The 496-nt window shown below is 70.4% G+C and carries 1 pseudogene; it reads left to right on the top strand.

The features are described from left to right. A pseudogene (locus B3T77_RS04785) lies at window positions 1-464 on the top strand (carbohydrate-binding protein); the annotation flags it as partial. Window positions 465-496: the final 32 nt, after the last annotated feature.

Raw genomic sequence — 496 nt, 5'->3', positions numbered from 1 at the left:
GGGACTTCCTGATGGCCGACCGCAGGCCCGAGGCCTGGAACGGCTGGGCCGAGGTGGTGGGGCGCGAAAAGCGCGAGCCGCGCTTCATCGGCGACATGCCGCACGCCTGGATCAGCTCCGACTATATCCGCTCGGCGCTCGATCTGTTCGCCTATGAGCGGGACCGCGATCAAGTCCTGGTGCTGGCGGCGGGCGTGCCGGAGGCGTGGCTGGACACCGCCGAGGGGGTCGGCGTGCGGGATCTGCGCACCGCCTATGGACCGCTGAACTACGCCTACCGCAAGGAACGGCGGGGCTATGTGCTCACTTTGGGCGACGGCGTGACGCCACCGGGCGGCTTCGTGCTGCAGTGGGCGGCGGGGCAGGGGCGGCCGGAGCAGGCACGGATCGACGGTCGTGCGGCGACGTGGTCGGGTGATGAGCTGGTCATTCCGGCGGGGACGCGGCGGGTGGAACTGCGCTGACCACCTGCGTCCCTTCTCCCATTGGGAGAAGG

Source organism: Brevundimonas sp. UBA7838 (assembly GCF_002500885.1).
Taxonomy (GTDB): Bacteria; Pseudomonadota; Alphaproteobacteria; order Caulobacterales; family Caulobacteraceae; genus Brevundimonas; species Brevundimonas vesicularis_C.
Note: the sequence above shows the minus strand (reverse complement) of the source record. Positions and strands in the feature narration are given on the sequence as shown.